The organism is Citrobacter pasteurii, from assembly GCF_019047765.1.
Lineage (GTDB): Bacteria > Pseudomonadota > Gammaproteobacteria > Enterobacterales > Enterobacteriaceae > Citrobacter > Citrobacter pasteurii.
In genome coordinates this window covers 1,397,809-1,410,225 of record NZ_CP077262.1, presented here as the reverse complement: position 1 = coordinate 1,410,225, position 12,417 = coordinate 1,397,809, and the positions used below count along the sequence as shown (strand labels likewise).

The following is a 12,417-nucleotide window of genomic DNA, read 5'->3' as shown; positions in this document are numbered from 1 at the left end:
ATGGTTTCAGCACTGATTACCGTCGCCGCTATCGCCTGGTGTCTGCAACTGGCGCTCGGTGGCTGGCAAATATCCCGCTTTAATCGGGCTTTCGATAAGCTCTGCCAACGGGGTCGGGTTGGCGTGGGGCGCTCCGGCGGACGTTTTAAACCCCGCGTGGTGATCGCCATTGCGTTAGATGAGCAGCAGCGGATTACCGATACGTTATTTATGAAAGGTCTTACGGTATTCGCCAGACCGGGCAAAATTGCCACAATAATGGGCAAACATCTTGATGAATTACAGCCTGATGTGATCTTTCCCCATGATCCGCTTTCGCAGAATGCACTATCATTGGCGCTTAAACTGAAACATGGGTAATTTCGTTGTGAATGCTAATAGCTTGCGAAATTATCATTTTGCAACCTATACCCTAAATAATTCGAGTTGCAGGACGGCCAACGCACATGCAACTTGAAGTATGACGGGTATATACATAAGTCAGGGTAATCACGCCTATGAAACCTCGTCAGCGTCAGGCTGCCATACTGGAGCACCTGCAAAAGCAGGGAAAATGCTCAGTTGAAGAACTGGCCCACTACTTTGACACCACCGGTACGACCATTCGCAAAGATCTGGTCACTCTGGAAAATGCCGGAACCGTCATTCGCACCTATGGCGGCGTAGTATTGAATAAAGACGAATCCGACCCGCCAATCGATCACAAAACGCTGATCAATACGCATAAAAAAGAGCAAATTGCCGAAGCCGCCGTTCGCTTTATTCACGATGGCGACTCCATTATTCTGGATGCGGGCAGTACGGTGCTGCAGATGGTGCCGATGCTCAGCCGCTTTAGCAACATCACCGTCATGACCAACAGCCTGCACATTGTCAACGCGCTTTCAGAGCTGGACAACGAGCAAACCATCCTGATGCCCGGCGGGACATTCCGTAAAAAATCTGCGTCATTTCACGGTCAGCTGGCAGAAAACGCCTTTGAGCAGTTCAGCTTTGATAAACTCTTCATGGGCACCGACGGCATCGATCTTAATGCCGGTGTGACCACATTTAATGAGGTGTTTAGCGTCAGTAAAGCGATGTGCAATGCCGCTCGCGAAGTCATTCTGATGGCTGACTCGTCAAAATTTGGGCGCAAAAGTCCCAATGTTGTGTGCAGTCTGGAAAGCGTCGACAAATTGATTACCGATGCGGGTATCGACCCTGCATTTCGTCAGGCGCTGGAAGCAAAAGGGATTGAAGTAATCATAACCGGAGAAACCAATGAGTGATGCACTACTGAACGCGGGCCGTCAGACGTTAATGCTGGAGCTACAGGAAGCCAGCCGACTACCAGAACGACTGGGCGATGATTTTGTCCGCGCTGCCAATACTATCATCCACTGTGAAGGCAAAGTGATTGTTTCCGGGATTGGCAAGTCAGGCCATATTGGCAAAAAAATCGCGGCAACCCTCGCCAGCACCGGCACACCCGCCTTTTTTGTGCATCCGGCAGAAGCGCTGCACGGCGACTTAGGCATGATTGAAAGCCGCGATGTCATGCTGTTTATCTCCTACTCCGGCGGGGCTAAAGAGCTGGATCTCATCATTCCACGCCTGGAAGACAAATCCGTCACCCTGCTGGCAATGACCGGAAAACCGACCTCGCCGCTGGGTCTGGCAGCCAAAGCGGTGCTGGATATTTCAGTAGAGCGTGAAGCCTGCCCGATGCGCCTGGCGCCAACCTCCAGCACCGTCAACACGCTGATGATGGGCGATGCGCTGGCCATCGCCGTGATGCAGGCGCGCGGGTTTAACGAAGAAGATTTCGCCCGTTCCCATCCGGCAGGTGCACTGGGCGCGCGCCTGTTAAATAAAGTGCATCACCTGATGCGCCGTGACGATGCTGTACCACAGGTAACGCTCACCACCAGCGTCATGGATGCGATGCTGGAACTTAGCCGTACGGGTCTTGGCCTGGTGGCAGTCTGCGACGATGCCTCGCTGGTAAAAGGCGTCTTTACCGACGGCGACCTGCGCCGCTGGCTGGTTGCCGGTGGGGCGCTCACCACTGAGGTTAGCGAGGCGATGACCCACAATGGCGTTACGCTGCAGGCGCAGAGCCGCGCCATTGACGCCAAAGAAGTCCTGATGAAGCGCAAAATCACCGCCGCACCAGTGGTCGATGAAAACGGTAAACTCACCGGTGCTATCAACCTGCAGGATTTCTATCAGGCCGGTATTATCTAATCCTTCAGCCCCAGACGTTTCGCCAGCCGGTGCAGGTTGGCGACGTCTGTTTCCAGCGCCCGCGCGCTCGCCGCCCAACTGTGATTATTTTGCGCCATCGCCCGGCGGATCATCTCCCGCTGGAATGACTCCGTTGCTTCACGCAAGTTATGATGCAGCGGAACCTCAGGAAGAACCTCCGGCGGCGGGACAGAACTGTCATCCTGTAAAGCAAAATGCTGCGTTTCCAGAACCACTTCACCCCCTGCCCTTGTCGCCCTTGCCAGAACCACCGCCCGGTGAATGGCATGTTCCAGTTCGCGCACGTTTCCGGGCCAGCCGTAACTCAACAGATGGCTACGCGCACCGGGGCTTAACACTACGCGGGAAAGTCCCAGCCGCAGCCGACATTGCTCGCAAAAATAGCCGGCCAGCAGCACCACATCTTCGCCGCGTTCACGCAGCGGCGGCACGAAAAGGGGAAAGACGCTCAGCCGGTGGAACAAATCCGCACGGAAATTTCCGGCCAGCACCTCTTCGCGTAAATCACGGTTGGTTGCTGCCAACACGCGTACGTCAACGCGCAGGCTGCGATCGTCACCCACGCGCTGAATATCACCGTACTGCAACACGCGCAGCAGCTTAGCCTGTAGCGCCAGCGAGAGTTCGCCAATCTCATCTAAAAACAGCGTCCCGTTGTCGGCCATTTCAAACTTACCGCTCCGATTGCTGATAGCCCCGGTAAAAGCGCCTTTTACGTGACCAAACAGTTCGCTTTCCGCTACGCTTTCCGGCAACGCCGCACAGTTCAGATACACCAGCGGATTCACCGCGCGGGGTGAACCTTCATGGATTGCTTTGGCTACCAGCTCCTTCCCGGTCCCCGTTTCACCGCTAATCAGTACGTTGAGATCGGACCCTGCCACAATCTCAATTTCTTTTTTCAGTTGCATCATATTGGGCGACAGGCCAATCATCTGCGTTTCCGTCACCTGCTCGAAAGCCGTTGACGAACCCGGCAGCATATTCTGGCTTTCCAGCTGTTCAATCAGCAGCGCATTGCTCAACGCGCCAGCCGCCAGCGCGGCAATCAGCCTGAGTTCTTCATCGCTGAAAACATCGAACTGATCCGGCTCCATGCCATCCAGCGTTAACGCACCAATCAAATTTTGACCGGCGAAAAGCGGTAAGCCAATGCAGGCGTGGACCTTCAGACTCTCCTGGCCTGGGATCAGCCCATCGTAAGGATCGGGCAAATCGCTGTCGGCAGGAAAACGTACCACGTCTCCGGCACGGGCAATCGCCTCCAGACGCGGATGCCCTTCCAGCGTAAAGCGCCTGCCGAGAACATCCTGCGCCAGCCCATCGATCGCCAGCGGAATAAACTGTCGTGATTCGTAGCGCAGCAGTGCCGACGCGTCGCACTCCAGCACCTGACGCAAGGTGGTGATCAGGCGTTGAAAACGATCCTGATGTCCAATACCGCTTTGTAATTCAATGGCGATGCCCGCCAGCACGTCTACGGAAAAGCTCATGGCTACCTCATTGTCATTTTGACAATTCATATTGTCATATTGACAATAAAATACATAGTCATTTTGACTACCACCTTATAGGCAATAAACAGTAAACACTTTAAAATCAAATAAATACAAAGTTGGCACACAACCTGCATTTAGCAAAACATCTTTTTTGAAAAACGCTGAATTAATTGAGGTTGCTATGTCTATTCTGGTTAAAAATAACATTCATTGGGTTGGCCAACGTGACTGGGAAGTGCGTGATTTCCACGGAACTGAATACAAAACACTGCGCGGCAGCAGCTACAACAGCTATCTCATCCGTGAAGAAAAAAATGTCCTGATTGATACCGTAGACCACAAGTTTAGCCGTGAATTCGTGCAGAACCTGCGCAGTGAAATTGACCTGGCAGATATCGACTACATCATCATTAACCATGCGGAAGAAGACCATGCCGGTGCGCTGACCGAGCTGATGTCCTGCATTCCGGACACGCCGATTTACTGCACCGCTAACGCCATTGACTCCATCACCGGCCACCACCACCACCCGGAATGGAACTTCAACATCGTAAAAACCGGTGACTCACTGGACATCGGCAACGGCAAACAGCTGATCTTCGTTGAAACGCCCATGCTGCACTGGCCGGACAGTATGATGACCTATATGACCGGCGATGCGGTGCTGTTCAGTAACGATGCCTTCGGCCAGCACTACTGCGACGAACGTCTGTTTAACGACGAAGTTGACCAGACCGAGCTGTTCGAACAGTGCCAGCGTTACTACGCCAATATCCTGACGCCGTTCAGCCGTCTGGTGACGCCGAAAATTACTGAGATCCTCGGCTTCAACCTGCCGGTCGATATGATTGCCACTTCCCACGGCGTGGTGTGGCGCGACAACCCGACACAAATCGTTGAGCTGTACCTGAAATGGGCGGCGGATTATCAGGAAGACCGCATCACCATTTTCTACGACACCATGTCCAATAACACCCGCATGATGGCGGACGCAATTGCCCAGGGCATCAACGAAGTCGACCCAAATGTAGCGGTGAAAATCTTTAACGTCGCCCGTAGCGACAAAAACGAAGTCCTGACCAACGTCTTCCGCTCTAAAGGCGTGCTGGTCGGTACTTCCACAATGAACAACGTGATGATGCCGAAAATCGCCGGTCTGGTGGAAGAGATGACCGGCCTGCGTTTTCGTAACAAGCGTGCCAGCGCCTTTGGTTCACACGGCTGGAGCGGCGGTGCAGTAGACCGTTTGTCCACACGTTTGCAGGATGCCGGTTTCGAGATGTCGCTGAGCCTGAAGGCCAAATGGCGTCCGGACCTCGATGCGCTGGAACTGTGCCGCCAGCATGGCCGCGAAATTGCACGTCAGTGGGCGCTTGCTCCACTGCCGGAAACGCCCGTCAAAGCCGCCTCCAAAGAGGAAGAGTGCGCCTGCGCCGCTGCGGCTGCCGCCGATCTTGGTCCAAGTATGCAGTGCAGCGTGTGCCAGTGGATTTACGATCCGGCGAAAGGCGAACCGCTGCAGGACGTTGCACCGGGTACGCCGTGGAGCGACGTACCGGACAACTTCCTGTGCCCGGAATGTTCATTAGGTAAAGACGTCTTCGACGTATTGGCAACGGAGGCAAAATGAGCCACGGAATTGTCATTATTGGTTCGGGCTTCGCCGCCCGCCAGTTAGTCAAAAATATCCGTAAGCAGGATGCGGCTGTTCCGCTGACCCTGATTGCCGCGGACAGCATGGATGAGTACAACAAGCCCGATCTCAGCCATGTTATCAGTCAGTCGCAGCGTGCAGACGACCTCACCCGCCAGTCAGCGGGGGAGTTTGCTGAACAGTTTAATTTGCGCCTGTTCCCACATACCTGGATTTCCGACATCGACGCCGATGCCCACGTAGTGAAAAGTCAGGACAAGCAGTGGCAGTACGACAAACTGGTGCTGGCGACGGGGGCTTCAGCCTTTGTACCACCGGTTAGCGGGCGTGAGTTAATGCTCACTTTGAACAGCCAACAAGAGTATCGCGCCTGTGAAACGCAGCTGCATGACGCCCAGCGAGTGCTGATTGTTGGCGGTGGCCTGATTGGCAGCGAGCTGGCGATGGATTTCTGTCGGGCCGGTAAAGCGGTGACGCTTATCGACAACGCCGCCAGCATTCTGGCCTCACTGATGCCGCCGGAAGTCAGCAGTCGATTACAGCATCGTCTGACCGATATGGGTGTCCATCTGCTGCTGAAATCTCAGCTTCAGGGGCTGGAAAAAACGGCCTCGGGTATTCGCGCCACGCTCGATCGTAGCCGCAACGTAGAAGTCGATGCGGTGATTGCCGCCACAGGCCTGCGCCCGGAAACCGCACTGGCGCGTCGCGCCGGATTGAACATCAATCGTGGCGTCTGCGTCGACAGCTACCTGCAAACCAGCCACCCGGACATTTATGCCCTCGGCGACTGTGCGGAAATTAATGGTCAGGTTCTGCCGTTCCTGCAGCCGATTCAGCTGAGCGCCATGTATCTGGCGAAGAACCTGCTCGGCGGCAATGCGCCATTAAAGCTGCCAGCGATGCTGGTAAAAGTCAAAACGCCAGAGTTGCCATTGCATCTGGCCGGGGAAACCCAGCGCCGCGATCTAAACTGGCATATTGCCGCCGAAGCGCAGGGTATGGTAGCCCGAGGGATGAACGACGAAGGTCAATTGTGTGCCTTCGTCGTCAGTGAAGACCGGATGAAAGAGGCCTTTGCGCTGCTGAAAACGTTGCCCGTGTAAGTCTGTGATGCCGGGTGGCGCCGCTTCTCGTCTTATCCGGCCTACGAGTGAGTATCTATTTGTAGGCCGGATAAGGCGCAGCCGCCATCCGGCATTCTACGCTTCACTTAACACCCGCGCTGCAGCAATCACGCCCTGCCCCAATGACAATCCACCGTCGCCCGCCGGTAAACGCTGCGGGAACAATAAGGTAAAATCATGCAGATAAAATGCCAGCCGGGATGACAATAAGCGGTTATGCATCACGCCGCCGCTGAATACTAACGTTTCAATTCCGCGCATTTCGGCCTGCTCACGCATCAGCGTGGCAAAACCGCGCGCCAGCGCATCGTGAAACGCCCACGCTCTTTCTGCAGGGGCGGTCTGCCAGGTCAGCCATTGCTGCCAAAAAACCGCTAAGTCCAGTTGATTGCCATTAAGCGGCACCGTAACAGGGTGATCAACGCCTGCACACTGCGATGCCAGCGCCTCCAGCGCGCAGGCAGCCTCACCTTCATAACTCAACGATTCCGGCGCACAACGCAGCGCGGCGGCAACCGCATCAAACAAGCGCCCGCACGACGATGCCAGTGGGGCATTGATTCCCCGCTCGATGGCGCGCGCCAGTACGTTCCAGTTTTGCCGTTGCAGCGCCGATGTTTCCGGGTAACCCTGCCAGTCAGGAACAAAGCGCAGGCACTGCGCGAGCAGATTACGCCACGGCTGCTTTGCCGCCAGATCGCCGCCCGCCAGCGCTACCGCCGGTAAGCCGCCAAGATGTTCGCATTCACGATAATTGACCCGCAGACATTCGCCGCCCCACAGCTCGCCATTTTCCCCCATGCCGATACCGTCCAGCGTCAGAGCAATCACATCGCCGCCATCGAGCGGCCAGCCGTGCTCGGCCAGACATGCCGCAGCATGCGCATGGTGATGCAGTACCGTTTCGGTTGGCAGATTCATTTCGCTGGCCCACTGGCTGGAAACATAGCCAGGGTGCGCATCATGCACGATACGCTGTGGCGTAAAATCATAAACATTCTGGATCAGGCGTAGCGCATCACGCCACTGCTGCTGAATGCCGTCATCGCTGAGATCGCCTAAATGCTGGCTGATAACCGCCTGTTCGCCACGCACCAGGCAGAAGGTATTTTTCAGATCCGCGCCTAAGCACAGCACTGGCGGCACGTCACGAAATCCCGGCGGCAGTGCTATCGCATCCGGCACGTAACCCCGGGAACGACGCAGCATTTCCCCGCTGTCACGCACCACGGAGTCATCCATCCGCTGCACAATTTCGCGGTTATGCAGCAGAAAACCATCGGCAATCTCACGTAAATCTTCCAGCGCCTGCGCATTGGTAATAGCAGGTGGCCTACCGCTAAGATTGCCGGAGGTCATTACCAGCGGACAATTCATCTCTTGTAAGAGCAGATGCTGCAACGGATTCGCGGGCAGCATGACGCCTACTTCCGTTAACCCTGGCGCAATGCCCTCGCTCAATGCAGCGACATAGCATTTCTGCACCAGCACGATTGGCGCCGCAGGCGTTGTCAGCAAACGACGCGCGGGTTCAGGTAATCCGTCATCAGCAGGCAGCATTACCGCCAGCGGTTTCGCCGGACGGTGTTTACGCAACCTGAGCAGCGCGACGGCGTCATCATTGCGCGCATCGCACACCAGATGAAACCCACCAATCCCTTTAACGGCCACAATGCCGCCTGCTTTCAGCTGTGCCACCGCCGCCTGCAGGGCGTCTTCTTTTTCAGCCCGCACGTCAGTACTGATCCATTCCAGATGCGGGCCGCATGCCGGACAGGCAACGGGCTGGGCGTGGAAGCGACGGTCATACGGATCGCGATACTCTTTGTCGCACTGCGGACAGAGCGGGAATGACGCCATCACGGTCAGCGGACGGTCATACGGCATGGCGCGGATAATGGTAAAACGTGGACCACAGTGGGTACAGTTGATAAAGGGATAACGATAGCGGCGTTCGTCGGGGGTGTTCATTTCAATCAGACATTCGGGACAGGTCGCGGCGTCCGGAACGATCTGCGTATTCATCGTACCGCCTGCGCTTTGGCGAATAGTGAAATCGGCAGGCTGTTGCGTCCAGGCGAAAGGTTCGCGCTCAACGCTATCAATGCGCGCCAGCGGCGGGCAGTGTTGGTGCAACTGCGCAATAAACTCCGCCGGATCTTCTTGTAAGCGCACAACCACACCGTCACCGTCGTTACACACGTCGCCATGTAGCTGTAACCGTTGCGCCAGTTGCCAGACGTAAGGGCGAAATCCGACGCCCTGTACCTTGCCGCGAATACGCAACTGTACGCCGGAGGGGGTGTTTATTGTCATTAGATTATTCCCGCAGTCATCAATCCCGGTTAGCCTGATGGCGCGATGCTTATCAGGCCTACGGGGATGCGAACAGTAGGCCGGATAAGGCGAAGCCGCCATCCGGCATAAGTACTACCGTATTTTACGCGGAATTTCAGATATCAGAACAGCAAAGATGCGGTGGAATCCAGCGCCGCGCGACGGCGTTTTTCAGCGCTCAGTTGCTCAAGTTTATTGCGATCCACATAAATCAGCGCGTGAGTCGGGCAGACTTCCATACAGGCAGGACCGGCCTCACGGTGGTGGCACAGATCGCACTTATTGGCTTCGGCTTTTTCTGCGCGGACGTTCAGACCTGCCCCACTATTACGTACAACCGGGCGCACAACCACTTCCATTGCGCCATAAGGGCAGGCCACAACGCAGGTTTTACAGCCAATACAGCGTTCCTGCATTACGTGGACAAAGCCTTTATCACGGCTGATTGCACCGTTCGGACAGACATTAGCGCACGGCGCGTCTTCACACTGGCGGCACAACGTCGCCGTGGAGACATTAACGCCTTTGATGACGTGAATGCGGGGTAAAAAGGTTTCAGGGGTCAGCGATGCGCAGTCCTGGTTATCCTGATGGGATACCACGCAGGCCACTTCACAGGTACGGCAACCAATGCATTTATTGGCGTCAGCAATGATGAAACGGTTCATCAATTTCTCCAGCAATGACAGATTATCTGCCGAAGCATTCATAAATCGTGCCAGCTTTTAATTTACTGTTATTAAAGGTTTTTTATTTTGATGAACACAAGGAGGACGTGTCATCGTCACTAGTGACGATGACTAATGACAGCCGTCAGGACGAAACGGGCGACGCAACAGAGTCACGTTGAATGAGTTCACCGGTGAAGGTTTTTGGCGGGGTAAACGCCCCGTCCCCTAGCATAAAAATCAGCCGTCCAATCGTTTCCTGGATCATTTCCGTCACCGGGATCTTGACGCTGGAAAGCGCAGGAATCGTATATGGCGCGAGGACGATATCATCGAAGCCAATCACCGACACCTGTAAAGGCACGCGCACACCATGGGCGTGTAACTGCTTCATCGCGCCAATCGCCATATCGTCATTGCTGGCCACCAGCGCTGTAAAATTGACCTTACGTGAAAGCAAAGCCTCAACGCCCGCAGCACCGCAGGCCGGCGTCCACTTTCCTTTAACAATCAAGTCATTATTAAGCGAAATACCATGATGCGCCAGCGCATCTTTATAGCCTGAAAGTCGCTCCACGCCGGTAGGTGAATCCATCGAGCCGGTAATAAAACCAATCTCTTTGTGCCCGGCGGCAATGAGCTGAGTAACGGCGTTAAAGCTGGTCTGCTTTTGATCGCACCACACGCAGTGGCTGGTGTTTTTCCGCAGTCGTCGGTTAAGCACCATAATCGGCTGACTATGGGCGTCGATGATATCGTCTATCTCATCCACGCTGAGAAAACGCGGATAAATCATAATCGCGTCGCAGCGTAAGTCCAGAAGGTATTGGATCGCCTGGCGTTCTTCCTCAGCGCTATGCTTACCATCAGCCAGCAACAGCTGACGTCCCTTATCCTCCGCCATGCGTGCGGTATGAAACAACAGTTCGCTGAAATAGACGCCGTGATAAAGGGTGTTCGTCACCACCAGTCCCAGCGTCTGCGTGGTTTTCGCCGCCAGACTGCGCGCCAGCAAGTTAGGGCGATAACCACTCTCTTCAATGGCCTGAAACACGCGGTCTTTGGTCTCCTGGCTGACGTAGCCGTTCCCGGAAAGCACCCGGGAAACCGTCGCTTTCGACACACCGGCACGCTTCGCCACCTCCAGCATCGTGGTCATATTACTCATCCCTTTTTTCTCAATGTGACGCAGTGTACTGCACCGTTTCGCCGCTGTCCTTGCTGCTAAATCGCAGACGCTGACATCTGGTGATCGGAGTCACAATTACAAAAAATGATCAAAATTAAATCTTGCTCATTACTCATAAATTAAACATGATTTTGTGGAACCGGTTTCCTATCTGCATTTCATAACCCAGAAAAGCGACCCAACGTAAACGGATAAAACATAACGTACCCTACTGATAAAACAGGATTAAATCCGATGTCCAAGAATTATGCAGCGCTGGCGCGCTCCGTTGTGACGGCTCTGGGAGGCGTCGACAACATCACAGCAGTGACCCACTGTATGACCCGTTTGCGTTTCGTTATCAAAGATGACTCGCAGGTCGACAGCGCGACGCTGAAGACGCTTTCTGGCGTGCTTGGCGTGGTGCGTAGCGATAACCAGTGCCAGGTGATCATCGGCAACACCGTTTCACAAGCGTATCGCGAAGTGGTCAGCCTGTTGCCTGCCAATATGCAGCCCGCTGAGCCGCAAACCAAACCCCGACTGACGCTGAAGCGGATTGGCGCGGGGATCCTTGACGCGCTGATCGGCACCATGTCCCCGTTGATCCCGGCGATTATCGGCGGATCAATGCTCAAGCTGCTGGCAATGATCCTCGAAATGACCGGCGTGCTGGAGAAAGGATCGTCCACGCTCACTATTCTGACCGTTATCGGCGACGGCGCATTTTTCTTCCTGCCGCTGATGGTCGCCGCGTCGGCAGCCATCAAATTCAAAACCAACATGTCGCTGGCAATCGCCATCGCAGGTGTATTGGTGCATCCCAGCTTCATCGATCTGATGGCGAAGGCCGCACAGGGCGAACACGTTGAGTTTGCCCTGATCCCGGTGACGGCGGTGAAATACACCTACACGGTGATCCCGGCGCTGGTGATGACCTGGTGCCTGTCATACATCGAACGTTGGGTTGATCGCATCACTCCAGCGGTAACCAAAAACTTCCTGAAACCGATGCTGATCGTGCTGATCGCCGCGCCGCTCGCCATCGTCATCATTGGCCCGATCGGCATCTGGATCGGTAGCGCAATTTCAGCGCTGGTGTATACCATTCACGGCTATCTCGGCTGGCTGTCGGTGGCCATTATGGGCGCATTGTGGCCGCTGCTGGTGATGACCGGTATGCATCGCGTCTTCACGCCAACCATTATTCAGACCATTGCCGAAACCGGAAAAGAAGGCATGGTGATGCCGTCTGAAATCGGCGCCAACTTGTCGTTAGGCGGTTCATCACTGGCAGTGGCATGGAAAACCAAAAACCCGGAACTGCGTCAGACGGCATTAGCGGCCGCCGCCTCTGCCATCATGGCGGGGATTTCCGAACCCGCGCTGTATGGCGTGGCTGTCCGCCTGAAACGACCACTGATTGCGAGTCTTATCAGCGGTTTTATCTGCGGTGCCGTTGCCGGCATGGCCGGGCTGGCGAGCCACTCCATGGCGGCTCCGGGCCTGTTTACCAGCGTACAGTTTTTCGATCCGGCCAATCCGATGACTATCGTCTGGGTGTTTGGCGTGATGGCGCTGGCGGTGGTGCTTTCCTTTGTATTAACACTGATTCTCGGCTTTGAAGATATTCCTGTCGAAGATGCCGCCGCGCAGGCCAGAAAAAACCAGGCCGCACAACCGGGCAATATCAATGGAGCCAGCATTTGACTGG

Annotated in this window: 10 protein-coding genes; 6 read left to right on the top strand and 4 right to left on the bottom strand. The window is 55.1% G+C overall.

What is annotated here, in order from left to right; genetic code table 11:
• The 3 genes from gutM to gutQ all read left to right on the top strand — a co-directional run bounded on the left by gutM (position 1) and on the right by gutQ (position 2,229).
• On the top strand, positions 1 to 360 hold the full coding sequence (gutM, locus tag I6L54_RS06840) for a transcriptional regulator GutM (protein ID WP_005130557.1): 360 nt from the start codon (positions 1 to 3) through the stop codon (positions 358 to 360).
• Between the two features lie 137 nt (positions 361 to 497).
• Complete coding sequence (srlR, locus tag I6L54_RS06835) at positions 498 to 1,271, top strand: glucitol operon DNA-binding transcriptional repressor SrlR (RefSeq protein ID WP_005130558.1); 774 nt, start codon at positions 498 to 500, stop codon at positions 1,269 to 1,271.
• On the top strand, positions 1,264 to 2,229 hold the full coding sequence (gutQ, locus tag I6L54_RS06830; RefSeq protein WP_040232248.1) for an arabinose-5-phosphate isomerase GutQ: 966 nt from the start codon (positions 1,264 to 1,266) through the stop codon (positions 2,227 to 2,229). The genes srlR and gutQ overlap by 8 nt, the downstream gene beginning before the upstream one ends.
• On the opposite strand, the gene norR is transcribed toward gutQ, so the two are convergent.
• Positions 2,226 to 3,743, bottom strand: a complete 1,518-nt coding sequence (gene norR, locus I6L54_RS06825) for a nitric oxide reductase transcriptional regulator NorR (RefSeq protein WP_040232246.1) — start codon at positions 3,741 to 3,743, stop codon at positions 2,226 to 2,228. The genes gutQ and norR overlap by 4 nt on opposite strands.
• 187 nt (positions 3,744 to 3,930) lie before the next feature.
• On the opposite strand from norR, the gene norV reads away from it, so the two are divergent.
• Both norV and norW read left to right on the top strand, forming a co-directional pair.
• The gene (gene norV / locus I6L54_RS06820) at positions 3,931 to 5,379 is read left to right on the top strand and encodes an anaerobic nitric oxide reductase flavorubredoxin (protein WP_040232245.1); all 1,449 of its coding nucleotides are present in this window, start codon (positions 3,931 to 3,933) and stop codon (positions 5,377 to 5,379) included.
• On the top strand, positions 5,376 to 6,509 hold the full coding sequence (norW, locus tag I6L54_RS06815; protein WP_040232244.1) for an NADH:flavorubredoxin reductase NorW: 1,134 nt from the start codon (positions 5,376 to 5,378) through the stop codon (positions 6,507 to 6,509). Before norV ends, norW begins: the two co-directional genes overlap by 4 nt.
• Positions 6,510 to 6,605: 96 nt before the next feature.
• On the opposite strand, the gene hypF is transcribed toward norW, so the two are convergent.
• The 3 genes from hypF to I6L54_RS06800 all read right to left on the bottom strand — a co-directional run bounded on the left by hypF (position 6,606) and on the right by I6L54_RS06800 (position 10,694).
• Positions 6,606 to 8,846, bottom strand: a complete 2,241-nt coding sequence (gene hypF / locus I6L54_RS06810) for a carbamoyltransferase HypF (RefSeq protein WP_040232242.1) — start codon at positions 8,844 to 8,846, stop codon at positions 6,606 to 6,608.
• Positions 8,847 to 8,989: 143 nt separating this feature from the next.
• Positions 8,990 to 9,535, bottom strand: coding sequence for an electron transport protein HydN (hydN, locus tag I6L54_RS06805; RefSeq protein ID WP_003037366.1), 546 nt, complete (start codon positions 9,533 to 9,535; stop codon positions 8,990 to 8,992).
• 145 nt (positions 9,536 to 9,680) lie between these two features.
• Positions 9,681 to 10,694 (bottom strand): LacI family DNA-binding transcriptional regulator, encoded by a 1,014-nt coding sequence (locus I6L54_RS06800; RefSeq protein ID WP_040232241.1) that lies wholly within the window; start codon positions 10,692 to 10,694, stop codon positions 9,681 to 9,683.
• A gap of 264 nt (positions 10,695 to 10,958) precedes the next feature.
• Here I6L54_RS06800 and ascF point away from each other — a divergent pair, with 264 nt between their 5' ends.
• Positions 10,959 to 12,413 carry a PTS cellobiose/arbutin/salicin transporter subunit IIBC gene (gene ascF, locus I6L54_RS06795; RefSeq protein WP_040232239.1) on the top strand — a complete coding sequence of 485 codons (1,455 nt, stop codon included), beginning with the start codon at positions 10,959 to 10,961 and terminating at the stop codon, positions 12,411 to 12,413.
• Positions 12,414 to 12,417: the final 4 nt, after the last annotated feature.